The organism is Sphingopyxis selenitireducens (assembly GCF_051550705.1).
GTDB lineage: Bacteria > Pseudomonadota > Alphaproteobacteria > Sphingomonadales > Sphingomonadaceae > Sphingopyxis.
Genome location: NZ_JBPULG010000001.1, coordinates 585,700 through 609,365, shown reverse-complemented (window position 1 = coordinate 609,365; position 23,666 = coordinate 585,700). Strand labels below are relative to the sequence as shown.

26 protein-coding genes are annotated in these 23,666 nt (G+C 63.6%); 7 read left to right on the top strand and 19 right to left on the bottom strand.

Annotated elements, in window-relative coordinates; translation table 11 throughout:
• Positions 1-51: 51 nt before the first annotated feature.
• Positions 52-2,352 carry a DNA topoisomerase IV subunit A gene (gene parC / locus ACSYDV_RS02785; RefSeq protein WP_438322215.1) on the bottom strand — a complete coding sequence of 767 codons (2,301 nt, stop codon included), beginning with the start codon at positions 2,350-2,352 and terminating at the stop codon, positions 52-54.
• A gap of 229 nt (positions 2,353-2,581) precedes the next feature.
• On the opposite strand from parC, the gene ACSYDV_RS02780 reads away from it, so the two are divergent.
• Positions 2,582-3,397 (top strand): ferredoxin--NADP reductase, encoded by an 816-nt coding sequence (locus tag ACSYDV_RS02780; RefSeq protein WP_438322214.1) that lies wholly within the window; start codon positions 2,582-2,584, stop codon positions 3,395-3,397.
• 12 nt (positions 3,398-3,409) lie between these two features.
• Here ACSYDV_RS02780 and ACSYDV_RS02775 read toward each other — a convergent pair whose 3' ends face one another.
• Positions 3,410-4,822, bottom strand: a complete 1,413-nt coding sequence (locus ACSYDV_RS02775; RefSeq protein ID WP_438322213.1) for a M20/M25/M40 family metallo-hydrolase — start codon at positions 4,820-4,822, stop codon at positions 3,410-3,412.
• A gap of 125 nt (positions 4,823-4,947) precedes the next feature.
• On the opposite strand from ACSYDV_RS02775, the gene ACSYDV_RS02770 reads away from it, so the two are divergent.
• From ACSYDV_RS02770 to ACSYDV_RS02760, 3 genes are read left to right on the top strand one after another with little or no spacing between them, the layout of a single operon-like run.
• On the top strand, positions 4,948-5,574 hold the full coding sequence (locus tag ACSYDV_RS02770; protein WP_438322212.1) for a lysophospholipid acyltransferase family protein: 627 nt from the start codon (positions 4,948-4,950) through the stop codon (positions 5,572-5,574).
• A gap of 2 nt (positions 5,575-5,576) precedes the next feature.
• Entirely contained in the window at positions 5,577-5,978 is a 402-nt protein-coding gene (locus tag ACSYDV_RS02765; protein ID WP_438322211.1) for a ribose-phosphate pyrophosphokinase, read from the top strand.
• 6 nt (positions 5,979-5,984) lie between these two features.
• Complete coding sequence (locus tag ACSYDV_RS02760; protein WP_438322210.1) at positions 5,985-6,587, top strand: Slp family lipoprotein; 603 nt, start codon at positions 5,985-5,987, stop codon at positions 6,585-6,587.
• A gap of 22 nt (positions 6,588-6,609) precedes the next feature.
• On the opposite strand, the gene ACSYDV_RS02755 is transcribed toward ACSYDV_RS02760, so the two are convergent.
• Complete coding sequence (locus ACSYDV_RS02755; protein ID WP_438322209.1) at positions 6,610-7,539, bottom strand: isopenicillin N synthase family dioxygenase; 930 nt, start codon at positions 7,537-7,539, stop codon at positions 6,610-6,612.
• Positions 7,540-7,664: 125 nt separating this feature from the next.
• Between ACSYDV_RS02755 and ACSYDV_RS02750 the strand changes: the two genes are divergently transcribed.
• Positions 7,665-8,090 (top strand): EVE domain-containing protein, encoded by a 426-nt coding sequence (locus ACSYDV_RS02750; RefSeq protein WP_438322208.1) that lies wholly within the window; start codon positions 7,665-7,667, stop codon positions 8,088-8,090.
• A 15-nt stretch (positions 8,091-8,105) separates the two neighbouring features.
• On the opposite strand, the gene ACSYDV_RS02745 is transcribed toward ACSYDV_RS02750, so the two are convergent.
• The 7 genes from ACSYDV_RS02745 to ACSYDV_RS02715 form a co-directional block, all read right to left on the bottom strand.
• Positions 8,106-8,429, bottom strand: a complete 324-nt coding sequence (locus ACSYDV_RS02745) for a PilZ domain-containing protein (protein ID WP_438322207.1) — start codon at positions 8,427-8,429, stop codon at positions 8,106-8,108.
• Between the two features lie 87 nt (positions 8,430-8,516).
• Positions 8,517-9,107, bottom strand: coding sequence for an SOS response-associated peptidase family protein (locus tag ACSYDV_RS02740; RefSeq protein ID WP_438322205.1), 591 nt, complete (start codon positions 9,105-9,107; stop codon positions 8,517-8,519).
• Positions 9,108-9,114: 7 nt separating this feature from the next.
• Entirely contained in the window at positions 9,115-9,516 is a 402-nt protein-coding gene (gene arfB / locus ACSYDV_RS02735) for an alternative ribosome rescue aminoacyl-tRNA hydrolase ArfB (protein ID WP_438322204.1), read from the bottom strand.
• Positions 9,509-10,192 (bottom strand): RluA family pseudouridine synthase, encoded by a 684-nt coding sequence (locus ACSYDV_RS02730; RefSeq protein ID WP_438322203.1) that lies wholly within the window; start codon positions 10,190-10,192, stop codon positions 9,509-9,511. Before ACSYDV_RS02730 ends, arfB begins: the two co-directional genes overlap by 8 nt.
• Before the next feature lie 6 nt (positions 10,193-10,198).
• Positions 10,199-11,029: a DODA-type extradiol aromatic ring-opening family dioxygenase gene (locus ACSYDV_RS02725; protein WP_438322202.1), complete on the bottom strand. Its 831-nt coding sequence runs from the start codon at positions 11,027-11,029 to the stop codon at positions 10,199-10,201.
• Positions 11,030-11,033: 4 nt separating this feature from the next.
• Positions 11,034-11,636 carry an NAD(P)H:quinone oxidoreductase gene (gene wrbA, locus ACSYDV_RS02720; RefSeq protein ID WP_438322201.1) on the bottom strand — a complete coding sequence of 201 codons (603 nt, stop codon included), beginning with the start codon at positions 11,634-11,636 and terminating at the stop codon, positions 11,034-11,036.
• Between the two features lie 90 nt (positions 11,637-11,726).
• Positions 11,727-12,422: a pirin family protein gene (locus ACSYDV_RS02715; RefSeq protein ID WP_438322200.1), complete on the bottom strand. Its 696-nt coding sequence runs from the start codon at positions 12,420-12,422 to the stop codon at positions 11,727-11,729.
• Between the two features lie 135 nt (positions 12,423-12,557).
• Here ACSYDV_RS02715 and ACSYDV_RS02710 point away from each other — a divergent pair, with 135 nt between their 5' ends.
• On the top strand, positions 12,558-13,493 hold the full coding sequence (locus tag ACSYDV_RS02710; protein ID WP_438322199.1) for a LysR family transcriptional regulator: 936 nt from the start codon (positions 12,558-12,560) through the stop codon (positions 13,491-13,493).
• A gap of 186 nt (positions 13,494-13,679) precedes the next feature.
• The gene (ctrA, locus tag ACSYDV_RS02705; protein ID WP_438322198.1) at positions 13,680-14,387 is read left to right on the top strand and encodes a response regulator transcription factor CtrA; all 708 of its coding nucleotides are present in this window, start codon (positions 13,680-13,682) and stop codon (positions 14,385-14,387) included.
• A 278-nt stretch (positions 14,388-14,665) separates the two neighbouring features.
• On the opposite strand, the gene ACSYDV_RS02700 is transcribed toward ctrA, so the two are convergent.
• From ACSYDV_RS02700 to ACSYDV_RS02660, 9 genes are all read right to left on the bottom strand, one after another.
• On the bottom strand, positions 14,666-15,100 hold the full coding sequence (locus ACSYDV_RS02700) for a PilZ domain-containing protein (protein WP_438322197.1): 435 nt from the start codon (positions 15,098-15,100) through the stop codon (positions 14,666-14,668).
• A 104-nt stretch (positions 15,101-15,204) separates the two neighbouring features.
• Positions 15,205-16,527 carry a M20/M25/M40 family metallo-hydrolase gene (locus ACSYDV_RS02695; protein WP_438322196.1) on the bottom strand — a complete coding sequence of 441 codons (1,323 nt, stop codon included), beginning with the start codon at positions 16,525-16,527 and terminating at the stop codon, positions 15,205-15,207.
• Between the two features lie 97 nt (positions 16,528-16,624).
• Positions 16,625-17,158, bottom strand: coding sequence for a hypothetical protein (locus tag ACSYDV_RS02690; protein WP_438322194.1), 534 nt, complete (start codon positions 17,156-17,158; stop codon positions 16,625-16,627).
• A 196-nt stretch (positions 17,159-17,354) separates the two neighbouring features.
• Complete coding sequence (locus ACSYDV_RS02685) at positions 17,355-17,906, bottom strand: hypothetical protein (RefSeq protein ID WP_438322193.1); 552 nt, start codon at positions 17,904-17,906, stop codon at positions 17,355-17,357.
• 176 nt (positions 17,907-18,082) lie between these two features.
• On the bottom strand, positions 18,083-18,976 hold the full coding sequence (locus ACSYDV_RS02680) for a glycine zipper 2TM domain-containing protein (RefSeq protein WP_438322192.1): 894 nt from the start codon (positions 18,974-18,976) through the stop codon (positions 18,083-18,085).
• 115 nt (positions 18,977-19,091) lie between these two features.
• Complete coding sequence (locus tag ACSYDV_RS02675) at positions 19,092-19,595, bottom strand: GAF domain-containing protein (RefSeq protein ID WP_438322191.1); 504 nt, start codon at positions 19,593-19,595, stop codon at positions 19,092-19,094.
• Between the two features lies 1 nt (position 19,596).
• Complete coding sequence (locus ACSYDV_RS02670; protein WP_438322189.1) at positions 19,597-21,756, bottom strand: prolyl oligopeptidase family serine peptidase; 2,160 nt, start codon at positions 21,754-21,756, stop codon at positions 19,597-19,599.
• A gap of 205 nt (positions 21,757-21,961) precedes the next feature.
• Positions 21,962-22,384: a 50S ribosomal protein L17 gene (rplQ, locus tag ACSYDV_RS02665; RefSeq protein ID WP_438322188.1), complete on the bottom strand. Its 423-nt coding sequence runs from the start codon at positions 22,382-22,384 to the stop codon at positions 21,962-21,964.
• A gap of 148 nt (positions 22,385-22,532) precedes the next feature.
• Positions 22,533-23,591, bottom strand: a complete 1,059-nt coding sequence (locus ACSYDV_RS02660) for a DNA-directed RNA polymerase subunit alpha (protein WP_438322187.1) — start codon at positions 23,589-23,591, stop codon at positions 22,533-22,535.
• Positions 23,592-23,666 lie beyond the last annotated feature (75 nt).

The window sequence follows — 23,666 nt, the reverse complement described above, 5'->3', positions numbered from 1 at the left end:
AGCCTATGCCGCTCGAGTAAACAAGCTGTTTACGGCTACATGAAAACGGGATCAGTCGAAGCGGTTATTCCGGGGGAAACCCGTCGGCGGCATCCGGCCCGCCGCACCGCGCGCGACACGCCACGGCATCAAATCGGTTTCGGTGCGCGTGCGCCCCGTTTCTCCGCCCATCGCCCAGCTCAGTCCTTCGGCGAAGGCAAAGCTGATCGCATCGGACAAGCCGCCATCGCGATAGCGTTGCAGCATGACGCCTTGGCCGCGCGCCATCACCGGAACTTCGGCGATCGGGAAGACCACCAGTTTGCGATTCTCGCCCACGACCGCGACGCTGTCGTCGGTCGCCGCGATCGGCCTTACGATTGCCAGCTGTGCCTTGGGTTTCAGATTGACGACGTTGCGGCCCTTGCGCGTCTCGGCGATCACTTCGCTCATCTGAACGGCGAAGCCGTGACCGCTGGTCGAGGCAAGCAACAGGCGGCCGTCGGCGCTGGCGGGGATCATCGCGACGATTCGTGCTTCGGGGTCGATATCGACCATCAACCGCAGCGGCTCGCCGAAACCGCGCCCGCCGGGTAGCTTGTCGGTGCCGATGGTAAAAAAGCGCCCGTCGTTCGCCGCGATCAGCAGCTTGTCAGTGGTTTGGGCGTGCGCCGCGAACAGCAGTTCGTCGCCTTCCTTGAATTTGAACTCGGCCCATTGATCGGGGGTCACATGGCCGCGCTGGGCGCGAATCCAGCCGCGCTTCGACAGGATGACCGTCACCGGCTCCTTCTCGATCATCGCATCCAGCGGAATGTCGCGCGCCGGTGCGGCTTCGGAAATCGTCGTGCGCCGCGCGCCGAGCAGCGTTTCGAGGCCATAGACGGTGCGCAGTTTCTCCAGATCCTTGCGCAGCCGGGTGCGCTGCCGCGCCGGGCTCTCGACCAGCTTCGCCAGTTCTTCGCGTTCGGCGGTGAGCTCGGCCTGCTCGCGCTTCAGCTCCATTTCCTCAAGCCTGCGCAGACTGCGCAGGCGCATGTTCAGGATCGCTTCGGCCTGACGGTCGGTCAGAATGAATTCGGCGATCATCACCGGCTTGGGCTCGTCCTCGGTGCGGATGATCTCGATGATCCGGTCGAGATTCAAAAAGGCGATGATGTAACCCGCGACCAGTTCCAACCGGTCGTCGATCTTCGCGATACGATGTTCGGCGCGGCGGACGAGGACGATGATCTGGTGCTGTAACCATTCGGTGAGCAGCTGGTGCAGCCCCATCACCTTGGGCGTGCGCGTCGCGTCGAGGACGTTCAAATTGAGCGCGAAGCGGCTTTCGAGGTCGGTCAGCCGGTACAGGCTTTCCTTCAAAATCTCGGGGTCGACGTTGCGGCTCTTGGGAACGAGGACGATGCGCAAATCCTCGGCGCTCTCGTCGCGGACATCCTCGAGTATCGGCAGCTTTTTATCGGCGATCAGCTGCGCGATCTGTTCGATCAGCTTGCCCTTGGCGACCCCGTAAGGAATTTCGCTGATGACCAGTTGCCAGGTGCCGCCCGCCTGTTTCTCGATCCCGCTATCTTCCCAGCCGTCATCCTGCTTGCCCGTCGAAAAACGGGCGCGAACGCGAAAACCGCCGCGTCCGGTCTGATAGGCGTGGGCGATCGTCTCGGGGCTGTCGACGACGATCCCGCCGGTCGGAAAATCGGGGCCTTTGACATGTTCGAGCAGTTCGGAAAGCTCGGCGTCGGGCTTTTCGATCAACAGCAGCGCCGCGCCGATGACTTCGGCGGCATTGTGCGGCGGGATGTTCGTCGCCATGCCGACCGCGATCCCGCTTGCGCCATTGGCGAGCAAATTGGGGAACAGGCCCGGCATGATTTCGGGCTCTTCATCTTCGCCATTATAGGTCGGGCGGAAATCGACCGTTCCTTCGTCGAGTCCCTGCATCAGATCGACGGCGACGCGGGTCAGCCGTGCCTCGGTGTAACGATAGGCGGCGGCATTATCGCCGTCGATATTTCCGAAATTGCCTTGGCCGTCGACGAGCGGATAGCGCAGCGAGAAATTCTGCGCGAGGCGGACCATCGCGTCATAGACCGCGGTATCGCCGTGCGGGTGGAATTTACCGATGACGTCGCCGACGACGCGCGCCGATTTTTTATAACCCTGCGACGGGTCGAGCCGCATCGCACGCATCGCCCACAAAAGCCGGCGATGGACGGGCTTCAAACCATCGCGCAGATCGGGTAGCGAGCGCGCGGTGATCGTCGAAAGAGCATAGACGAGATAACGTTCGGACAGCGCACTGCCGAACGGTGTGTCGATCATGCCGGGGGCGGGATCATTGTTGTCGGGATCGTCGGTCGTGCTCGCCATGGTCGCCGCGCGATAGCAAGGCTGGAGCGCCAAGGCAAAGGGGCTGTTGCGATTGGCAGCCGGGCACCCGCGCTGAAACTAGGCGTTGCCCAAGAATAAGTTTATTGCAAATGATTTGCAATAAGAGATAAACGCGGCGCGACTCGATATGGGCCGCCCGTCCTTGCGACATTTCGGTGCGATTCGATCTGTCCGCTGACACCATGTAACATCAGGAAAGCCGAAATAGATGAGCGACCGTATCGCTGCCGCAGCCAAACTGGCTCCCTCCGCGTCATTGACCGTCGAGGAAGTGCTTTCGGTGCGCCATTGGAACGAACATTTGTTCAGTTTCACGATCACCCGGCCACCGTCCTTCCGTTTCCGCTCGGGCGAATTTGTGATGATCGGCCTGCCGGGCGAGGGGCGCCCGCTGCTCCGCGCCTATTCGATCGCCAGCCCCGCCTATTCCGACGAGCTGGAATTTCTGTCGATCAAGGTGCCCGATGGTCCGCTGACCTCGCGGCTTCAGAAAATCCAGCCCGGCGATCCGGTCTATCTTGGCCGCAAACCCACCGGCACCCTGGTCGCCGACGCGCTACTCCCCGGCAAGCGGCTGTTCCTGCTGTCGACCGGTACCGGTCTTGCACCGTTCCTCAGCTTGGCGCGCGATCCCGATATTTATGACCGCTTCAGCCAGATCCAGCTCGTCCACTGTGTGCGGCAGGTCAGCGACCTCGCCTTCCGCGATGAACTCGAAAGCCAGCTCGCCGGCGATCCGCTGGTGCAGGATCAGGCGCTGCTGCAATTCCATTATCTGCCGACCGTGACGCGCGAGCCCTTCCGTACCTCGGGACGCATCGACGCGCTGATCGACAGCGGCGCGCTCTTCGGTCACCCGCTGACGGGGCCGACGCAGTTCGACCCCGAAACCGACCGCATCATGATGTGCGGCAGCATGGCGATGATCCGCGACCTCGAAGCGCGTTTCGAGGCGCTGGGCTTCAAGGAAGGCTCCAACGCCGCGCCGGGCGACTTCGTGATCGAACGCGCGTTCGTCGGCTAAGGCAAAGCCCCTTCAAGGCTTGTCGGCATAGGCCTTCACCAGGTCGAACATATAGTCGCGCCCGACATAGACCGAACGCACTTCCATGCGTTCGTTGAGGCCGTGCGCGCCATTGCCGTCCGAATCGCCCCACATGCCGGGGATGCCATAGGTCGGGATGCCGACCGCGCCGAGGAAGGTCGCGTCGGTATAGCCGTTGGCCATTGACGGGATGACCTTCAGTCCCGGCCAATATTTATCGACCAGTTTCTGCATCGGGCCGATGATTTTCGGGTCGAGCGGCGGCGCCGGCGGGGCCGGGCGTTTCGGCGGCAGCTGGGTGATGGTGACGCCGGTATCGCCGATCACTTTGGCCAGCTCGTCCCGGATCGATTCGATGCTGTGACCGGGAAAGATGCGGCAATTGATGTTCGCCCCGGCGCGCTGCGGCAACGCGTTCGGTGCATGGCCGCCGTCCAGCAAGGTCGCGACGCAGGTCGTGCGCAAATTGCTGTGCAGGAACGGGTCCTTGTTGACGATCGCCTCCGCAGCCTTGTCGGCCGGGTTCTTTGCGAGCGCGGCCATCGCCTTTCCGGTTTCGTCGCTGCGCGCCGCGCCGACTTCGGCAAAGAAGCGCCGCGTCGTGTCGGTCATTTCGAGCGGAAAATCATATTCGCCGACTTTGTTGAGCGCGCGGGCGAGCTGATAGATCGCATTGGCGGGAACCGGCGCCGAGCTGTGGCCGCCGGGGTTGCGCGTTTCGAGCCGGAAATTGGCGAAGGTCTTTTCTCCGACCTGCACCGACTGGCCGATGACATTGCCCTTGCCGTCGCTGTCACCGCCGCCGCCTTCGTTCAACGCAAATTCGGCGTCGATCAAATCGCGCTTGTTCGCCGCGAGCCATTCGACCCCATTGAACGCGCCGTTGGTTTCCTCGCCGCAGGTCAGCGCGATCTTGACCGTGCGCTTGGGTTTATAGCCCTCTTTCTGGAACCGGATCAGCGCGTCGACCCAAACGGCAGCCTGTGCCTTGTCGTCGGCGGTCCCGCGGCCATAGAAATAGCCGTTCTCCTCGACCATCTTGAACGGGTCACGCTCCCAATCCTCGCGCTTCGCCTCGACGACGTCGATATGCGCGACGAGCAGTATCGGTTTCGCGGTCTTCGATGTGCCCGGATAGACGGCGACGAGGCCGCCTTCCTTCGGGTTCTCGGTGGTCGCGAACAAAGTCAGCTGACTGTCGGGCAGGCCCGCCGCCTTCAACCGCGCCGCCATGCGTTCGGCCGCCAGCGTGCAACTGCCCGACGACAGCGTTGTGTTGGTTTCGACGAGTTCGCGGTAAAGATCGCGAAAGGCCAGCTGATCGGGGCGTGGCTGCGTCTCGGCCGCGATCGCAGGAACCGCCAGCAGCATCGTTGACGCCAGCAGCGCGGACAATTTTTTCATCACGAAAGCCTCCCCATTTTCAAAGCGAAAGGAGCAGAAAGCACTCCGCGCCGCAAGCGGTGATCGCCGCCCCTTGCGAACCGGCGTGGTTTCGCGCAAGCGGCGGGTCTGGAAGGGGAGATTTTGTGGCGCGTGTCGACGATGATCCGCCGGGGCCGGTTGCGCGGGCGGTACGCTGGCTCCTGCTCTTGATGTACCGCATGCGCGGCTGGAAAGCCGTGGGGGTCGTGCCCGAACCGCGGCGCTTCATCATCATCGCGGCGCCGCACACCAGCAACTGGGATTTCGTCAATTTCCTCGGCCTGACTGCGGACCTTGGTATTCGCGCGCATTTCATGGGCAAGCTGTCGCTGTTCAAATGGCCGCTCGCCGGCTTCATGAAACAGATGGGCGGCGTTCCGGTGGACCAGCGCGGCGGCAGCAATATGGTACAGCAGATGGTCGATGAATTCGCACGCCGCAGCGAGTTCATGCTGACCGTCGCCCCGGAGGGGACGCGGGGCAAAGCGCAGAAATGGCGCACCGGCTTCTATCAGATTGCAATAGCGGCGAAGGTGCCGATCGTCGTTGGCTTCATGGATTATGGCAAGAAGACCGGCGGGCTCGGCCATATGATCTGGCCGACCGGCGATTTTCGCGCCGACATGGCAAAGGTTTTCGACGTCTATAAAAATTGCACGGCCAAATATCCCGAGCGCACGGCACGTTCGATCGACGATATTGTCGGCCGCGACGAAGGGCGGGACGCATAGCGATGCCCCGCGACGAGGGCCTTGGCGATGCGCCGGTCCCGGAGGACGTCAGCGCGCTCGGCGACGCGCCGCGCATTCGTGCGATATTGATCGAGGCGGCGCGTGAGGGGCGCAACGTCAGCTACTCCGAACTGCTCGGCGACCTCGGCTTCCGCTTCACGCGGCCCAAGATGCGCGCGGTGTGCCAGACGCTGGGCGAGGTCGACCGGCTTTGCGCGATGGACGGTCAGCCCGATCTGGCGGTGCTGGTGGTGCGCGAAAGCGATCGCTTGCCGGGGCAGGGCTGGTGGGTCGGGGGGGCGGCGTTGCTGCTTGGTTATGACGGCCCGTGGGAGGGCGCGGCGGCGGCCCGCTTTATCAGGGAGCAGCAGCAATTGGCTTATGATTATTGGGATGGACGGTAGCGTGAAATGACAGGCGATCCGATCCAATCGATCCGCCGGAAGATGCTCGGTGCGCTTTGCTTCGGCCCGGCTTTGCTCGCTTGCGTCCAGCCCATCGCCGCGTCTGAGCAGAAGGGAAGCCAGGCGGCGGCCGAAGACCCCGCGCCGGCGCCCACGCCGGCGCAGGAAATCGAGATGCTGCAAAAGATCGCGGTCGTCCCGCTGACGCCCGATCAGGCGGTCGGCGAACGGCATATTGGCAAGCGCGTCCGCTGGGCTGGCAGCGTGTATCATATGTCTCGATCGGACGACGGGGCGTGCCTGACGATCCTCTATGCCCTGAGCGGCGATTATGCCGAGCCGCGCTGGACACTCAAACCGACTTATCAAAGCTTCGAAGCCTGTACGACCGGTTCCTACGATCCGGAGCTTGTTCACGATTCCACCAATGTCACGATTGTCGGCACCATTGCCGGCGAGACCTATATTGGCATGGGCGGTGGCGGCAGTGTCGGGCCTGTCGTCACGATCGAAAAGCTGTTTCGCTGGTCCGATTGCCTTGCCGGGGATAGCAGCCCAGGCTGCAAATACGGGTTTCTCACCCCGGAAGCGCCTGCCGACGATCAATAGAGGCCGGCAGCTCTCCGCCTGCTCATTTGATCAACCCGATCTCGCGCAGCCGCTGTTGCAGATAGTCATCAGCCGTAATCGGCGTTGGATAGAGGTTCGGATGCGCCGCATCGACGCAGCTTTGCAGCGTCTCGATCGGATAGTCCGAACGGAAGTGGAGGAAAAAGGGCATCGAATAGCGCGCGACGCTCGCGCGGCCTGCATCGGGGTTGCGAACGCGGTGGGTGGTCGAGGGCAGCTTGTTGTTGGTCAACCGCTGCAGCATGTCGCCGACATTGACCGCCATCGCGCCCGCGGGCGGCGAGACCGGAAGCCAGCTGCCGTCCTTGTCGAGGATTTCGAGCCCGGCCTCTTCGGCGCCGAGAAGGAGGGTGATCGTGTTGATATCCTCATGTGCCTCGGCGCGGATGCCTTTGGCGGGAGCTTCGACGGGCGGATAGTGGAGCAGGCGCATCACGCTGTTGCCGTCGGCGATCGTGTCGTCGAAGAAATCGGGATCGAGCCCGAGATAGGTTGCGATGCCCGACAGCAGCCGCCCGCCGACGCGGTCAAACTCGGCGAAGAGCTTGTCATAGGCGGTGCGGAATCCCTCGATCTCGGCCGGCCAGACATTGTTCGGCTGTTGCGCGGCGAGGCGGTGTCCGGCGGGCAGGTCGCGGCCGACGTGCCAGAATTCCTTGAGGTCGACTTCCTTCGCGCCTTTGGCGATTTCGGTGCCAAAGGGAGTGTAGCCGCGCGCGCCGCCGCCGCCCTGGATATGATAGGCGCGCTTGACCTCTTCGGGCAGCGCGAAAAAGGCTTTGGCCTTGTCCCACGCCTCGTCGATCAGCGCGGGGTCGATCCCGTGGTCGGCGATCATTGCGAAACCGAAGCGTTCGAACGAGGCGCCAAAATCCTGGGCGAAGCGGTCGGCGGGAAGCGACATGGAAATAATCGGAACGGCGGCAGTCATCATTTTATCCATCTTGCAGCGGGCGCGCGTCCCGTGAGTCCATGGCTTCGCATTTAGGACGGTCGGCGATGCAGGGAAAGGGGCGCCGCTCTTTTCAAACCGGGCGCAGACGGTAAGAGGGATGGATGAGCAAAAACTACTGGCTGATGAAATCAGAACCCGACGCCTATCCGTGGGAGCAACTGGTGCGCGAGGGCACCGGCATGTGGGACGGCGTGCGCAACCATAGCGCCAAGCTGAACATGATGGCGATGAAGGTCGGCGACGAGGCGCTTTTCTATCACAGCAACATCGGCAAGGAATGCGTCGGGATCATGAAGATTACCGAGGAGCATTTCCCGGACCCGACCGCCGATGAGGGATCTCCCTGGGTCGTGGTGCGCGTCGCCCCCGTCCGCCCGCTTGAAAATCCGGTGACGCTCGCGGCGATCAAGGCTGATCCGAAGCTCGCCGACATGGACCTCATTCGCCTGTCGCGCCTGTCGGTCGGGCGCGTGCGCCCCGACGAGTGGGATCATATCCTCAAAAAATCGGAAACGCCGGAGGGTTGATTCCAGCCTGCGGCGTCAGCGCAGCTTGACCTGCAGATGCTTCGCCACCGACGGGTGGAGCGGATAGAGGAATTCGCAGCCATATTCATTGCCCTCGGCGCGGCGGACAACGGCCTCCAGCGACTGCAGGCCGGGCAGGGTCACCCAGATATGCTTGCCGATCTGCGGCCGGGCAAATGTAAGCATGCGAAAGCCGGTGAAGGATAGGTCGAACAGTTCGACGTCGAACGGGTTGAATCCGGCTTCGCGAAAACGCGCGCGCGCGGTTACGGGCGCGCGTTCGGCACGGCGCTCGCACGATGGCGCTGTTTTGACGGTGGCGATGCGAGTCCCCGGCACGTTTCCTCTTCCCGGTGATTGTCAGGATTCGCGGGAATTTAGGCGATCGTTGGTTATCCCGAAGTGAAGAAACAGAGTGAATTTTTGCTATAGGGGCGGGGCGTCGCCGACCGTCATCAACTGGCTGGGATAGGGAGTGGCGAGCCGCACTGCATCGCGCCATTCGCCCGACAGCCAGCAGGCATAATCTTCGGGATGCAGGATCACCGGCATGGCCCCCGGATGATGATGTTCGACCAGCCGGTTGGCGTCGGTGGTCAATATGGCGAAGCACGGCCAGTCCTCCCTCTGACGCAAAACGCCGGCAAAGGCGAAGACCGGCCGCGACGGCACCGAAAACCAGCGCTGCTTCTTGGCGCCCGCCGGGCCCGACCACAGCGCAAAGGCGGTCGCGGGGACAAGACATCGCAGTTCGGCGTGGCGCAGCGTGCCGATCCAGAAGGGGCTGGTGAGATTGCGGACGGTGGTGACGGGGCGGTCGCCCTGCGGCGGCGGCGGGACGCCCCACAGCTTTGGGCGGAGAGTGCGGCGCGATCCGCCGCGTCCGTCGCTGACGATGATCGGGGCAGGGCGCGCGGGTGCGACATAGTCGCCGGTCCACGGGTCTTCGCCGGCGTCGGCCCCGAATGTCGCGGCGATGCGGCTGGCCGGTGCGTCGAGGCGGTAGAGGCTGGTCATATATGCGCTAGTCGGTCCCGCGCACCCGCCCGCGCCCGGCCTTCACGCTGCTGCGGGCCTTCTTGCTGTCGACGCGGCGCGCCTTCGCGGCCTTGCTCGGTTTGGTCTTGATCCGCCGTTCTGGACGCACCAGTGCTGCATCCACCAATTCGGAGAGCCGTTCGCGGGCATCGGCGCGGTTCGCTTCCTGGGTGCGATAACGGCGTGCGAGTATGATCAACTCGCCCTCGGTCGTCATCCGGCTGCCCGCCAATGTCTTCAACCGCCGATAGGCATCGGGCGCGAGGCCCAGCGCATAGACGTTGACGCGCAACTGGCACGCGGTCGCGACCTTGTTGACATTCTGACCACCGGGCCCCGTCCCGGCGAGAAATTTTTCGCTGATCGCGCTTTCGGGGATCTCAGCCACGGGTCGGCGCGGCGCCTTCGGGTGCGGTGAAACCCAGCGCGGTGAAGCTGTCGGGGAAGGGCGCCTCGGCGATAATCGACGGCTTGGCGTCACGTTTGACCACCAGCCGTTCGGCGTGGAGCAGGGTGCGCGTCTTGGTGCCGCCGCGCCCGTAGACAGGATCGCCGACGAGCGGAAAGCCAAGGCCTTCGAGCGCATGGACGCGCAGTTGATGCGTGCGGCCGGTTTCGGGACGAAAGCGCAGCAGGCTGCGGCCATCGACGACCGCCAGCTTTTCCCAATGCGATATCGAAGGCTTGCCCTTCGGATCGCCGACCATCCGCCAACCTTCTTCGGCGGTCGATACCTTGGAAAGCGGCAGGTCGATCGTGCCGCCGTCGCCTTCGACCACACCGTCGACGATCGCGAGATATTGCTTCTCGACCTCGCGGGCTTCGAATGCGCGGGTGAAACGGCCGTGCGCCTTGGGATTGCGGGCGAGGAGCAAGCAGCCCGAGGTGTCACGGTCGAGCCGGTGGACCGCGAGCGGCCACCGTTTGAAGCCGAACTTCAGCAAGTCGAGATGATTCTCGAGGCTGAGGCTGCCGTCGCGCGGGGCATCGACCGGCAGGCCGGCGGGCTTGTCGATCACGAGGGCCTCGCCATCGAGGAAAAGAACACGGTCTGAAAGGAGCATGGCGCGCTATAGGCGCGCTGTCTCCCCACCGAAAGCGTAAACGTCCATCGCGAGCAGGCCATAGGTGATGCTGGCGTGAAGGCGCTCGGACTCGAGTGGCATTCCGTCCGCGCCCGCCCCGGCCCCGATGGCGACGAACAGCGGCAATATATGGTCCATCGTCGGATGATTGTCGTGTCCGTGCGGCGCGCGGTCGACCGCGTGAAGCACATCGTCGATTGCGCCCGCCGCCATACGCTCGGCGACCCAATCGGTGAACGCCGTCACCCAATCGGGCGCGGGGGCGTCGATGGGCAGCCGCGCGGAGAAGAGCGCGCGCAGATTGTGGGTGATGCTGCCTGATCCGATCACCAGCACGCCTTCGTCGCGGAGCGGCGCCAACGCTTGCCCCAACGCATAATGCCATTCGGGCGTGGCGTTCGAGGCGATCGAAAGCTGGATCACCGGAATGTCGGCTTGCGGCCAGGTCAGCGACAGGGGCACCCATGCGCCATGGTCGAGCCCCCGCGCCGGGTCGGCGGTGACGGAAAGGCCCTGCGCGCCGAGCAGGGCGACGATGCGTTCGGCCAGCGCCGGATCGCCCGGCGCCGGGTAACGCATCGCGAACAATTCGTCGGGAAAGCCGCCGAAATCATGGATCGTCGGCGGGGCGGGGGAAGCGGTGACCGTCGCCCGTCCGCCTTCATAGGCCGCGTCATGATGCGCCGAGACCATCAGTATGGCGTGCGGGCGCGGGAGAAGGTTGCCGAGCCCGGCGAGGAAGGTCCGCGCCGGGCTCGGCTCGAGCGCCATCATCGGCGAGCCGTGCGAAACGAAAAGGCTCGGGAGACGGCGCATCGGTTCAGGCCGTCAGCTTGGCCGCGGTCCGGGCGACGCGCTCGCCCAGATAGCGTGCACCGCCAAGGTCGGTTTCGCTCGGCTGACGTGATCCGTCGCCATCGGCCAGCGTCGTCGCGCCATAGGGCGCACCGCCCTTGACCTCGTCGACACCCATCTGGCCGGCATAGCCATAGTCGAGCCCGACGATCGTCATGCCGAAATGCAGCAAATTGGTGAGGATGCTGAACAGGGTGGTTTCCTGACCGCCATGCTGCGATGCCGACGAGGTGAAGGCCGCGCCGACCTTACCGTTCAGCTTGCCCTGCGCCCAGACGCCGCCCGCGGTGTCCCAGAAACTCGCCATCTGGCTCGACATGCGGCCAAAGCGCGTCGGGGTGCCGACGACGATCGCATCGTAATTTGCCAGTTCATTGGGATCGGCGAGCAGCGGGTGCGCGGTGTCTGTCTTGAAACCGGCGGCCTGAACCACGGCTGCGGGGGCGGTTTCGGCGACGCGGCGAATATCGACTTCGGCGCCCGCAGCGCGCGCGCCCTCGGCAACAGCATCGGCCATCTGCTCGATATGACCATAGGAGGAATAATAGAGCACCAGAACTTTTGCCATTGTCTTTGTCCTTTTCGTCTTCGTCATCAAAATGGGGGTGGGCCGCCGCCCTGGGGGAGGGGGACTGAGCGGCGGCCCGGGGGAGGCTCGTTAAAGGCTGTCGACCAGCACCAGTTCGGCGTCGTCGAGCGCTTCGACCTTGATCGTGCCGACATCGCGGATTGCGATGCCGTCGCGGGGATCGGCTTCTTCGCCATTGACGCGAATGCGGCCCTTGGCGGCGACCAGATAGGCGTGGCGACCGGCACCGAGGTCGTAGGAGACGGTGTCGCCGGCGTTCACCGTTGCCGCAGCGACGCGGGCATCGGCGCGGATCGGCAATGCGTCATCGCCTCCGATCCCGCTGGCCAGCGTCACAAACTGACCCGAACGGTCGGCCTTCGGAAACTGGCGTGCACCCCAGCCGGGATTGCCGCCGTCACGGTCGGGCATGATCCAGATCTGGAACAGCGTCGTTTCTTCGTCCTCAAGGTTGAACTCGCTGTGCGTCACGCCGCTGCCGGCGCTCATCACCTGGACGTCGCCCGCTGCGGTGCGGCCGGTGTTGCCCATGCTGTCGCGATGGGTGATCGCGCCGGTACGGACATAGGTGATGATTTCCATGTCGCGGTGCGGGTGCGGGGGGAAACCCGCCTGCGCCGCAATGGCATCGTCGTTCCAGACGCGAAGCGCGCCCCAGCCCATGCGGCCTTCCTCATAATAGTCCGCGAAGGAAAAATGGTGACGGGCGTCGAGCCAGCCGTGATTGGCATGGCCCAGCGTGTCGAATTTGCGAATGTCGATCATGGCCGTTCCTTTCCATCGGCCCGCTCACTGGCATGATGCCCGGCGGCGCCGTCTTGTTGATGCCAAAATAGCGATTGGGATTGTTTCTGAAATAGCGTAGATGGAAAATCATCGTTTCCATTTTTGAGGTGTTCCGTGGCGCTTCCCGATTATGAAGGCCTGGCCTGTTTCGTCGCCGTCGCCGATGGCGGCAGCTTTACCGCCGCCGCTGCTGCGCTGGGCCTGTCGAAGGCGAGCGTATCGAAGGCGGTGACGCGGCTCGAAACGTCGCTGGGCATCACCCTGCTCCATCGAAGCTCGCGGGTGGTGACCTTATCGACTGCGGGGGCTGGCCTGCTGGGCGAGGCACGCGCGATGGTCGCTGCGGCGACCGCGGCGACCGAGGCGGCGCGCGGCGACCGGATCGACCTGGCGGGGCCGATCCGCCTCGGTGCGCCGATGAGCTTCGGGATCAAGGTGCTGGGCCCTCCGCTTGCGGCGTTTCTGGCGCAGCATCCGGCGGTCGAGATCGAGGTGCTGCTGAGCGATGCGCGCAACGATCCGGTCGCCGAAGGAATCGACCTGACGCTGCGCATCGCGCCGCTCGCCGATTCCAGTCTGCTGGCGCGGACCATCGCACCGGTCTCTGCATCGGTTATCGCGAGCCCCGCCTATCTGGAAAAGAACGGGGTTCCGAAGCATCCGCTCGAACTCGCCGGGCACCGGCTGATCGGTTACGGCCATCGCCAGCGCGCAATGCCGCTGCATTTCCACCGCAAGGGCGAGGAGGTGACGGTGTTGCCGACAGGGCCGTTGTTTGCGAATAATGGCGATATCGCGGTGCCGCTGGTCGTTGCCGGCGGCGGGATTGCGGTGTTGCCGGACTTTATCGCGGCGGCCGAACTGGCGTCGGGGGCGGTCGTGCCGATCCTGACCGACTGGTCGATGCCGCAGGCGCATCTGCACCTTTTGTCGCCGCCGTCGCGGTTGCGCCCGGCGCGTGTGCGGGCGCTGTCCGACCATCTGGTCGGCACGCTCAAACGATCGTGCACGGGTGCACACGAGCAATATCTGGCACTCGGTCAAACGTGAAAGACTGTTGCAGATTGGCCGCGACTCGCGGGAATCCAACGATTAATTCAAAATTAACCTTTTCCCTTCATTAGTTTCGTGGTTAATGTTCCGGCAGTCCCGAATAGCGGGTCCGTCGGCAACATCACATGATGACCGTGCGGAGGGATTGCGGGATCATCGTGGGAAGCAATCAAGGGGTGCCCAATGCGTGTATTGCTGATCGAGGACGAGCCGACGACTGCGAAAGCGATCGATACGATGCTCACGACCGAAGGCTTCAACGTCTACTCCACCGATCTCGGCGAAGAGGGGTTGGATCTGGGCAAGCTCTATGATTACGACATCATTCTGCTCGACCTCAACCTGCCCGACATGCACGGCTATGACGTGCTGAAGAAGCTGCGCACCGCCAAGGTGCAGACGCCGGTGCTGATCCTGTCGGGCATTTCGGAAATGGATTCGAAGGTGCGCTCGTTCGGCTTTGGCGCCGACGATTATGTCACCAAGCCCTTTCACCGCGACGAACTGATCGCCCGCATTCATGCGGTCGTCCGCCGTTCGAAGGGGCATAGCCAGAGCGTCATCAAGACCGGCAAGCTGCAGGTCAATCTGGATACCAAGACGGTCGAGGTCGACACCACGCGCGTGCATCTGACCGGCAAGGAATATCAGATGCTAGAGCTTCTGAGCCTGCGTAAGGGCACGACGCTGACCAAGGAAATGTTCCTGAACCACCTCTATGGCGGAATGGACGAACCCGAACTCAAGATCATCGACGTCTTCATCTGCAAGCTGCGCAAGAAACTGGCGCTGGCGTGCGAAGGCGAAAATTACATCGAGACCGTCTGGGGTCGCGGCTATGTGCTGCGCGACATCGACGATGAAGGCAATGAAGTGCGCCGCGTCGCCTGACGCCGCATTTCCCTGAAATCCTGTCGGATGGCCGGCGCGGAGCAATCCGCGCCGGTTTCTGTTTGTGCTGTTCACTCGCTGGGCCCCGGCTTCTGCCGGGGAGAGGGAATGGCGCGTCGAGACCGAGAATCGACCTGTCCTTAATCGTCACCCCGGACCTGATCCGGGGTCCCGCTTGACGCCGGGCGCTGGTCGATGCCTCCAAACCGGCCCTTCATCGCCAGACCATTCTGTTCGCTTCCTGCTTCACTCAGCCGTGGTGGGGGCGAAAACCCGTCCTATCGTTTGCGGCCGAAATGGCCGGGCAGGTTGGTCGCGATGGTCAGCCCCGGGCGCCAGGTGGAGGCCTCGGGCGGGGTGAAGAGCTGGAATTCAAGGCTGCTGTCGGCGGCGACAAGCTGTTCGCCGCTGGCGGTACGCAGGCGGCCGGGTTCGATCTTCACGTCGGTCTCGACGCCAAAGCGCCGGTCGACGACCCAGCGAACCGTGCCCATCATCGGGGCATGGCCGGGCAGATAGACAGTGACCCGTTCGCCGATCAGCAGCGCGTGCGGCGCTTGCCCGCCGATGCCGGTTTCCGACACGTTGCGGATGGTGATGTCGAAGCGGCCGAACCGCTCGCAGTTAAACGCCGCCTTCACCAGACGCGACTGACGCGGCTGGCGTTTTTCGGTGGCGGTCTTCGAGGCTGTATCCGCCTCATTGTGCGACATGATGCGACCCGGTTCTGTCCGCCTGTGCCCCACGCCAGACGGTAATGATGGTCCCCGGTCAGTCATAAACGGGGAAGGTAAATTTTCATATATCGTGTTTGTTACTATTTCGCCGGAAGCCCGCCAAAGGTGATGATGCTTTCGGCGCCGTCCGCCGATATCGCGGCCACGCCAAAGAAATGATCGTCGACGATTACGCCGGGCAGCATGAGTTCGGTCGCGCCGCCAGCCTGCACCACGCGGCTGTCGGTCCAGTCGGGGCGGTCGGCGCGGCGCCAGTGGATGCGATAGGCCGCGGCGTCCTTCACCGCCGTCCAGCTTATGGTCGTGTCCGAACTGACGGCGCCGTCGATGCTCACGCTCGCGGGAGCGGGCGGAGCGTCGGCGAGTTCGCGCACCAGCGCGACGTTGAGCGCGGTTACGCGCGCCAGATAGGGAAAGTCCATCTCGTCGATCGTGTCGCCATATTTGCGGCCGTTCTCGGTGCGAAGATCCTGATGCTGGTGATCATAATCCTCGATCCCGACGGTGAAGCGGATTGCCGGATAGCCCAGCTCAAGCGATGGCAAATGGTCGCCGCCGCGGCGGAAGCGGTCGGGGCGGCGGACCGCGAGAACTTCGAGTCCGATCGCCGGGGCCTGTTCGGCGGCGCGCTTCGCCGCCTTGGCCAGCGCGCGCGACGGGCCGTCATCTTCGCCGCCGATGCCGCGGCGGACAAGTTGCGCCGCCAGATCCTCCGACGCGCGAATGCCTTCGCTGAACACGCGCACCCGGTTGTTGACGATGGTGCCGTCGGTCCCATGCGTGCCGCCGACGATATCGTTGTTGAGCATCGCCGCGACCTGCCAATTCTGGTCCCGCGCATGTTTGGCGAGCAGCTTTCCGCCCCACAATCCCTGTTCCTCGCCGGACAGCAGCGCGTAAACGATCGTCGCGCGATGCTGGTGCTTCGACAGCAATCGCGCCGCCTCCAGCACCAGCGCGGTTCCCGATCCGTCGTCATTGGCGCCGGGGGCATCGCTGGTGAAATCCATCGGGTCGGTGACGCGGCTGTCGATATGTCCGGCGATCATGATGACGTGCGCGGGATCGCCTGTGCCTTTCTGGATCGCCAGCACATTTTCGACGATAACGCCCGCCGGTGCACGCGGGCCTTCAAAGCGATCGCTGATGCGGCTGACGCTCAGGCAGCCGCCACACGCTTTGGCGATACGTTCGAATTCGGCCGCGCCCCAATTGCGCGCCGCACCGATTCCGCGTTCGGGATCGGTCGCCGACGACAAAGTGTGGCGGGTACCGAAAGAGACGAGCTTTTCGACCGATGCTTTCAGCCGCGCGGGGTCGGCGGCAGGACCGGGATCGTCTTTCGTCTGCGCCGCAACCGGCGTGGAAAGCAAAAGGGCGGCGAGCAGGCTGTGCTTGATCATGCCCCATCATGGCGCTCGCCCAAAGCCGATGCAAGCGGCCCGCCGCGTGCCGGAACACGGGCGGGCCGAAGTTGGTTTGCCTTGGATCGCCCGCGACTTAGCGCAGGCCTGAAAAGCGAACGTCTTGGACGCGGCCATAACGGATGTCGCAGTTGAACTTGCCCTTGTCGTAGGAACCGCCGCGACCCCAACGGCCGCCATATCCGTCGCGAACGACGACGCGGCCCTTGACCTTATAGCCGTCGCGCTTGCGGTCGATGCTCGTCACTTCGGTAACGTCGGTGCGGCCATAGCGCGCGCTGCCGCGTTCGACGGCGCGGACGCACTGGCTGACCGCGGTGCGGCTGTTGCCATAGCGGTTATAGTCATAGCCATAACCATAGCGCGCGTCGTTGTAGCGGCCGCGATAGCGATCATCGTAACGACGGTCATTGCGGTCATTATCGCCGCTCGACAGAATCGCGGCGAGGCCGCCGATTACCACCGCGCCGGCGATGATCTCGCCCGCGCTGATCCCGTCGCGGTCATGTCGATCGCGCGCCGTGGCCGGGGTGGCGCTCATCAGCATGGCGCCGGCGGTGGCCGCACCAACAGCGGCCTTGGTGAAAGATGATTTGGTCAGCAATGCCATGGTTCGGTCTCCTTGAAAGCGCAGGCAGCGTCGAGTGCGCCTGTTGGAAACTTTCTACCGATGACGGCGTGACGCGGTCCTGAACTCCTCGCTTATCTGGCGTTCAGCCTTCGTTCTGCCGGGGTTCATAAAGGAAAAGACCCTCCGCCATCGCTGGCGAAGGGTCTGTCGTTCGTCCGTTAAGAACGCGGGATTGTCAGCCGAAATTGACGTCGACGACGCGGCCGCCTCGATAGCTGCAACCAAAGCTGCGCACTTCGCCGCCAAGCCGCGACGCGGTGCCGGTCACATACCAGCCGCCATTGTTCGGTTCGGTCCCGGTAATGCTGTCGACATGGGCATCTTCGCCCATTTCGCCTTCGACCGCCCAGCTGCAGGCGTCGGCGGCGCGTGTTTCGGGCGCGCCGCGGCCATAGGCGCCGTTATCCGCTCCTGAATCATTCTCATTCCGGGGTTCGTATTGAGACTCCCGATCGTCATCGCCGCGATAGGGCGGAATATAGCGATCATCGCGATCGGGCCGGTCGCGCTTGTCCTTGGTCGCGGCGCTGGCGATCGCTGCGATGGTGCCGATGACGAGGAGGCCGCCCAGCACATCGCCGACGCTGATCCGGTCGCGGTCACGGTGACCCCATCCGCCCTGTCCCCATCCACCGTGGCGGCTACGCGCCTCGGCGGGCGTGGCGCTGAGCCCGACCGATGTAAGGAGGACCGCGGCGGCAGCGGTCAGGCTGGTGAAACGACGCATCGAGGATACTCCCCACGCAATGGGCAAAGGACGGTCCGGCCCATGATCCGCGAGGATTAGGCTTGCGATACTTTCGCGTCGCTGAACCGTTGCGGACGCGCGATAAGCCGTGGAAATGCAAAGGGCCCGCCATCCGCTAGGACGGCGGGCCCAAAAGGCCGCTGAATTCCGTGGGTTCAGCAGGCGCAGCGCGGTTTGGCTCTGACGACCGGCTTTTTCCGGGCGGTATAGCGTTTGCGCACCGGGACATTTTCATAATAGGTCCGGGTGCTGGTTTCGACCCGTTCGGTCACCAGCGGTGCGCCGTGCGTGGTCGTCGTCGTGATGACGACCCCGGGCGTGTAATAGCCGTAGCCATAGGCATGGCCATAGCCATGGCCGTTCTGATATGCGCCGCTCTGGTAAGTGGCTTCGCGGCTTGCCCACCAGTCGTCGCAACGCTTGCGGTCGGATGCATTGCCGATCGCCGCGCCGGCCACCGCGCCCAGCGCACCGCCGATCAGCGTTCCCGCCGTGCGGTTTCCGCGTCCGGCGATGCGGTTGCCGGCGAAGCCTCCCACGGCTCCACCAACAACCGCACCGCCCGCTGTGCCCCCCCGGCCACAGCGTTGTTCCATCTCGGCGTCATAGCGCGGGTCATATCCATAGTAGCGCGAATCATATCCATATCGGCTGCGAATCGCGCCATCATAGGCCGGGCCAGAGACAGGCGGCGGCGCATAGTCGGTGCCGGCGTGGCGCTCGACCGTGCCTTCATATGTGCCGTCATAGCGGCGACCATCGGGCGCTTCATAAGTGCCCGTCCAGCGTCCGGTCCAGCGACCCTCGGCATCATAACCTTCGACACTGCGATAATCGGCTTCGCTCGGAACGCGGTCGGGATAGCCTGTGTAGACGCGGACATCGGTCGATGTCGGGGCGCCATAATCCAGGACCGGGCGCGCATTTTCGCCGATATGGGTGGTTGTCGATCGAACCGGCACGGGGGGCGAGACAGGCTCTGCGCTTCCCGCGCGTCCCGCCAGCAACAGCGACCCGACGGCCACTCCCAAAAGCAAAACGATACGCATGCCAAACTCCCCGTTCCAACGGTCGCCGCAGCTGCGGGATAACCGTTTAGTTAACAGTTTGTTAGCAAATTTAACGATTCATCGCGAATCTATTAACCTTCGATCCATTGCCCCATTATGGGGCAGGGGATGGGGACGCGAGCGCGGTGGCGACGCGTGCAATCAGCCTTTCCGCGCCCGCCTGATCGTCGGCGGTAAAGCGCGACGGCGTCGGGCTGTCCAGATCGAGCACCCCGATCAGTCGGTCGTCGGCGACGATCGCGACGACCAGCTCGCTGCGGCTGTCGGCGTCGCAGGCGATATGACCGGGAAAGGCGTGGACATCGTCGACGCGCTGAGTCGCGCGCAGCCGGGCTGCGGCGCCGCATACCCCCTTGTCGAGCGGGATGCGGATGCACGCCGCCTTGCCTTGGAACGGGCCGAGCACGAGCTCGGTCCCGTCGAAGCGATAAAAGCCCGCCCAGTTGAGGTCGGGGATCGCCTGCCAGATCAGCGCCGCGACATTCGCCATATTGGCGATGCCGTCGGGCTCGCCTGCGACCAGTGCCGACGCGGCGTCGGCCGCCTCGGCCCAGAGCGCCGCGGGATCGGTGGCCGAAAAGGACAGGGCATAGGACATGCTATTCGACCGCCAGCCCGGTCCATTTGGCGGCAAAGGCATATTTGTCCGCCGCCTCTGAGATGATCTTGTCGGTCGGCTTGCCCGATCCGTGACCGGCGCGGGTTTCGATGCGGATAAGGTGCGGCTTTTCGCCAACATCGGCGTGCTGCAGCTGCGCGGTATATTTGAAACTATGCCCCGGAACGACGCGATCGTCGGTGTCGGCGGTGGTCACCAGCACCGCGGGATAGGCCGTGCCGTCCTTGATATTATGATAAGGCGAATAGGTAAGGAGATTGCGGAAATCCGCCTCCTTCGCCGGGAAACCATAATCGTCGGTCCAGTAACGCCCGGCGGTGAAACGGTCGAAGCGCAGCATGTCCATCACCCCCACGGCGGGGAGCGCCGCGGCGATCAGGTCGGGGCGCTGGTTGGTGACTGCGCCGACGAGCAGGCCGCCGTTCGATCCGCCCTCGATCGCGAGTTGACCCTTGCCGGTGATGCCTTCGGCGATCAGATATTCGCCCGCGGCGATGAAATCGTCGAAGACATTCTGCTTGTTGGCGAGGCGGCCGCCGTCGTGCCAGGCTTTGCCATATTCGCCGCCGCCGCGCAGATTGGCGATCGCGAGGACGCCGCCCTGGTCGAGCCAGGCAAGCCTGGTGGGAGAAAAGCCGGGGACCATCGACACGTTGAAGCCGCCATAACCATAGAGGATCGTCGGCGACCCCTTGCTGCGGTCCAGCCCCTTTTTCATCGCCACGAACATCGGCACTTCGGTGCCGTCCTTCGATTTATAGAAGCGTTGTTCGACGGTGAATTCTTTGGGGTCGAAGGTCAGCTTGGGCGCGGCGAACACCTCGGCTTTTCCGCTGACCGTGTCGAGACGATAAATGGTCGTCGGCTGGGCGTAGCTGGAAAAGGCATAAAAGGTTTCGGGGTCGCTGGCCTTACCGCCAAAACCAACCGCCGAGCCGATGTCGGCGAGGTTGATATTCGCGACCGGCTTGCCGTCGAGCGCGATGATCCGCGCCTGCGACTTGGCATCGCCGAGGTAGGAGAGAATGATGCGGTCGCCGACGCGCGAGGCGCCGACGAGGGTGGCGTCTTCCTCGCGGACCAGTTCGGTCAGTGCGCCGGGCTTTTTGACGTCCATCGACACGATGCGCTGACGCGGCGCGCCCTTGTTGGTGAGGAAGGTGAAGCGCGTGCCGACGTTGGTCACATATTCCCAGTTGTTCGCATAATCGTCGACGAGCAGCACCGGCTTCGCGCCCGGCTTTCCGGTCGGATAGAGCGTCAGGCCATAGCGTTCGTCGGTGCCTTCGGACCCGACGACGAGCAGATATTTGCCGTCGTCGGTGACCACCGCGCTGTTGTTGAGCTTTGGCTTGTCGGGGGTCGCATGGATCAGCAGGTCGGCGCTCTGGGCGGTGCCGAGTTTGTGGAAATATACTGCGTGGTTTTCATTGAGCGACTGGAATGCCGCGCCTTCGGCGGGTTCGGGGAAGCGCGAATAATAAAAGCCGCTACCGTCCTTCGCCCAGGCGAGGCTGGAGAATTTGACCCAGCGGATCTCGTCGGCCAGGTCCTTGCCCGTCGTGACGTCCATCACCCGGACGATGCGCCAGTCGGTACCGCCGTCCTGAACCGCATAGAGAAGATGTTTGCCATCTTCGGACGGCGTCCATTCGGCCAGCGCGGTCGCGCCATCCTTGGCCCAGCCATTGGGGTCGATCATCGCGCGGCCTTCGCCTTTCAACCCGTCGCGGACGAAGAGTACCGATTGCGGCTGCAGTCCGTCGTTGCGGGTATAGAAATATCGATCGCCCGCCTTGGTCGGCAGGCCAAAGCGTTCGTAATTGTAAAGTTCGGTCATGCGCTTGGCGAGGGTGTCGCGGCCGGGCAATGTCGCCAGATAAGCGTCGGTGATCTTGTTCTGGTCGGCGACCCATGCCGCGACCTTTGGATTGACGCGAACATCGTCCTCCAGCCAGCGATAGGGATCGGCCACATCGACGCCGAACTGCGGATCGACCGTGTCGCCGCGCGCCGTGTCGGGATAGGCGATCCCCGATGCCGGGACCGGTGCCCCCGCTGCGTCGGCGGCCTGCGCCGCTGTCGGCGTCGACATCAGGAGGGCCAGCGCCAACGGCGCGGACAGGGTTTTGCGGGACATGGCAAGGCGATCCTCATCGTCTGGGGAAGGAAATAATCGTGCGTCCTCATGTAAGCATCAGCAAGCGACGGGCAAGGGGAATTGGGCGCCCCTTGTCGGAGTGAGGGGGCGATATCCGGCGCATTGCCGCCGCGCGCCGAGGCAAAAGAAAAGGGCGGCATCCTTTCGGAGGCCGCCCTTGATCTTGTGTCGCGGGATGCGAGGCTCAGGCTTCCGCCATATCCTCGTCATACTGATCGACCGGACCCGAATCCTGGCCCTTCGCATCGACGTCGCGATCGACGAATTCGATGACGGCCATCGAAGCCGCGTCGGAAGCGCGGATGCCGGCCTTGATCACGCGGGTGTAACCACCGGCGCGGTCCTTGTAACGCTCGGCCAGAACGTCGAACAGCTTCACGAGCTGCTTGTCGTCCATCAGGCGGGCCATCGCCAGACGGCGATTGGCAAGGCCGCCGCGCTTGGCGAGCGTGACCAGCTTTTCGACGTAGGGACGCAGTTCCTTCGCCTTGGCGACGGTCGTCAGAATTTGCTCATGCTTGATGAGCGATGCCGACATGTTGCGGAACATTGCGGTGCGATGTGCGCTCGTGCGCTGAAGCTTCCGGCCACCAACTTTATGACGCATAATCCATTCCTTCGTTTGTCAGAGGGGCCGTTTAGCGGGTTCCCATCAAAGTAATACTTTGATGGGGCCCATCTGGTACCCCAAGCCAGGTCGATATACGGGCCGACCCTTTCCCGTTGTGGACCCCGGCTTACGCCGGGGTGCCAGATCAGCCGAGCAGCTCTTGTTCGAGCTTCTTGGCCATTTCTTCGATGTTTTCCGGCGGCCAGCCGGGGATGTCCATGCCGAGACGCAGACCCATCGACGACAACACTTCCTTGATTTCGTTCAAGGACTTGCGGCCGAAGTTCGGGGTGCGAAGCATTTCGGCTTCGGTCTTCTGAACGAGATCACCGATATAGATGATGTTGTCGTTCTTGAGGCAGTTGGCCGAACGCACCGACAGTTCCAGCTCGTCGACCTTCTTGAGAAGGAAGCGGTTGAGCTGGTTGACGTCCGATTCGTCGCTGGCTGCCGAGGGGGCTGCCATGCCGATCAGGCCGCTGTCGTTCATCGCTTCTTCGAAGTGGACGAAGACCTGGAGCTGGTCCTGGAGGATGCGCGCAGCATAAGCGACGGCGTCTTCCGGGGTGACCGTTCCGTCGGTTTCGACGGTCAGGTTCAGCTTGTCATAGTCCAGTTCCTGACCGATGCGGGCATTGTCGACCTTATAGGCGACCTGACGCACGGGCGAGTAAAGCGAATCGATCGGAATCAGGCCGATCGGCGCGTCGATGGGACGGTTGGCGACGGCGGGCACATAGCCCTTTCCGGTGTCGGCAACGAGTTCCATGTTCAGCGTCGCGCCGTCATCGAGGTGGCAGATGACGTGGTTCGGGTTCATCACCTTGATGTCGCCCGACACCATGATGTCGCCGGCCTTGACGGTCGCGGGACCGGTTGCCGACAGCTGAAGCCGCTTCGGGCCTTCGCCTTCCATCTTGAGTGCGATCTGCTTGACGTTCAGCACGATGTCGGTGACGTCTTCGCGCACGCCGGCCAGGCTCGAGAATTCGTGCAGCACGTTCTCGATCTTGATCGACGTGATCGCTGCGCCCTGAAGCGACGAGAGCAGAACGCGGCGCAGCGCGTTGCCCAGCGTCAGGCCAAAGCCGCGCTCGAGCGGTTCGGCGACGAAGGTCGCCTTGCGCTTGCCGTCGCTGCCAGCCTTGATTTCCAGGTTGCTGGGCTTCTTCAATTCCTGCCAGTTCCGGATATTGACAGTCATGGTCTTCCCTTTGCTTTTGGCGGGACGGGCGGGGACGGTGATCCGACCGGTCCGGCGTAGAGAGGTGGTCGGGCG

What these genes read in the sequence shown, in the direction of transcription:
- parC (WP_438322215.1), bottom strand. Translation starts at nt 2,352, where the DNA reads ATGGCGAGCACGACCGACGATCCCGACAACAATGATCCCGCCCCCGGC.
- ACSYDV_RS02780 (WP_438322214.1), top strand. Translation starts at nt 2,582, where the DNA reads ATGAGCGACCGTATCGCTGCCGCAGCCAAACTGGCTCCCTCCGCGTCA.
- ACSYDV_RS02775 (WP_438322213.1), bottom strand. Translation starts at nt 4,822, where the DNA reads ATGAAAAAATTGTCCGCGCTGCTGGCGTCAACGATGCTGCTGGCGGTT.
- ACSYDV_RS02765 (WP_438322211.1), top strand. Translation starts at nt 5,577, where the DNA reads ATGCCCCGCGACGAGGGCCTTGGCGATGCGCCGGTCCCGGAGGACGTC.
- ACSYDV_RS02760 (WP_438322210.1), top strand. Translation starts at nt 5,985, where the DNA reads ATGACAGGCGATCCGATCCAATCGATCCGCCGGAAGATGCTCGGTGCG.
- ACSYDV_RS02755 (WP_438322209.1), bottom strand. Translation starts at nt 7,539, where the DNA reads ATGACTGCCGCCGTTCCGATTATTTCCATGTCGCTTCCCGCCGACCGC.
- ACSYDV_RS02750 (WP_438322208.1), top strand. Translation starts at nt 7,665, where the DNA reads ATGAGCAAAAACTACTGGCTGATGAAATCAGAACCCGACGCCTATCCG.
- ACSYDV_RS02740 (WP_438322205.1), bottom strand. Translation starts at nt 9,107, where the DNA reads ATGACCAGCCTCTACCGCCTCGACGCACCGGCCAGCCGCATCGCCGCG.
- ACSYDV_RS02730 (WP_438322203.1), bottom strand. Translation starts at nt 10,192, where the DNA reads ATGCTCCTTTCAGACCGTGTTCTTTTCCTCGATGGCGAGGCCCTCGTG.
- ACSYDV_RS02725 (WP_438322202.1), bottom strand. Translation starts at nt 11,029, where the DNA reads ATGCGCCGTCTCCCGAGCCTTTTCGTTTCGCACGGCTCGCCGATGATG.
- wrbA (WP_438322201.1), bottom strand. Translation starts at nt 11,636, where the DNA reads ATGGCAAAAGTTCTGGTGCTCTATTATTCCTCCTATGGTCATATCGAG.
- ACSYDV_RS02715 (WP_438322200.1), bottom strand. Translation starts at nt 12,422, where the DNA reads ATGATCGACATTCGCAAATTCGACACGCTGGGCCATGCCAATCACGGC.
- ctrA (WP_438322198.1), top strand. Translation starts at nt 13,680, where the DNA reads ATGCGTGTATTGCTGATCGAGGACGAGCCGACGACTGCGAAAGCGATC.
- ACSYDV_RS02700 (WP_438322197.1), bottom strand. Translation starts at nt 15,100, where the DNA reads ATGTCGCACAATGAGGCGGATACAGCCTCGAAGACCGCCACCGAAAAA.
- ACSYDV_RS02695 (WP_438322196.1), bottom strand. Translation starts at nt 16,527, where the DNA reads ATGATCAAGCACAGCCTGCTCGCCGCCCTTTTGCTTTCCACGCCGGTT.
- ACSYDV_RS02690 (WP_438322194.1), bottom strand. Translation starts at nt 17,158, where the DNA reads ATGGCATTGCTGACCAAATCATCTTTCACCAAGGCCGCTGTTGGTGCG.
- ACSYDV_RS02685 (WP_438322193.1), bottom strand. Translation starts at nt 17,906, where the DNA reads ATGCGTCGTTTCACCAGCCTGACCGCTGCCGCCGCGGTCCTCCTTACA.
- ACSYDV_RS02680 (WP_438322192.1), bottom strand. Translation starts at nt 18,976, where the DNA reads ATGCGTATCGTTTTGCTTTTGGGAGTGGCCGTCGGGTCGCTGTTGCTG.
- ACSYDV_RS02675 (WP_438322191.1), bottom strand. Translation starts at nt 19,595, where the DNA reads ATGTCCTATGCCCTGTCCTTTTCGGCCACCGATCCCGCGGCGCTCTGG.
- ACSYDV_RS02670 (WP_438322189.1), bottom strand. Translation starts at nt 21,756, where the DNA reads ATGTCCCGCAAAACCCTGTCCGCGCCGTTGGCGCTGGCCCTCCTGATG.
- rplQ (WP_438322188.1), bottom strand. Translation starts at nt 22,384, where the DNA reads ATGCGTCATAAAGTTGGTGGCCGGAAGCTTCAGCGCACGAGCGCACAT.
- ACSYDV_RS02660 (WP_438322187.1), bottom strand. Translation starts at nt 23,591, where the DNA reads ATGACTGTCAATATCCGGAACTGGCAGGAATTGAAGAAGCCCAGCAAC.